Annotated in this window: 1 pseudogene; it reads left to right on the top strand. The window is 67.5% G+C overall.

Going from position 1 to position 590, the window contains the following annotated elements:
- Positions 1-590, top strand: a pseudogene (locus tag ACLQ2X_RS28425) (transposase family protein); the annotation flags it as partial.

Raw genomic sequence — 590 nt, forward strand, 5'->3', positions numbered from 1 at the left:
ATGCTGTCCTACCCCGCCACGATTCCGTTGTCCAGCCGCACCCTGAACCACCTCGCCGAACGCATCCGCGGCCACCGCAAGCAGCGCCGATCCCGGTGGCGACGCCTCGACCCCGGCCGGCAGGCGCTGCTCGCTCTCGCCCACCTGCGCAACGGCGACACCTACACCCGACTCGCGGCCGGCTTCCGGATCGGCGTCGCCACCGCCTGGCGCTACGTGCAGGAAGCAATAGCCCTGCTCAGGTCGGCAGCCGACGGCCTGGCCACCGCCATCCAACGGATCCGCCGACTGGCGTACGCAATCCTGGACGGCACCCTGATTACGATCGACCGGGTCGCCGACCAGAAGCCGTACTACTCCGGGAAACACAAGCGCCACGGCGTGAACGTGCAGGTGATCGCGGATGCCGCTGGCAGACTTGTCTGGGCTTCGCCAGCGCTGCCCGGCTCGGTCCACGACCTGACCGCAGCCCGAACACACGGCAACATCGACGCGCTGACCAGCGCAGACGTGTGACCTTCGCCGATAAGACATCCGATGGGCATAGCTGTCAAGCAGCGACAGCGACTTCGACCGAAATGGGGAAGGCC

This window comes from Micromonospora sp. DT31 (genome assembly GCF_049841795.1).
Lineage (GTDB): Bacteria > Actinomycetota > Actinomycetes > Mycobacteriales > Micromonosporaceae > Micromonospora.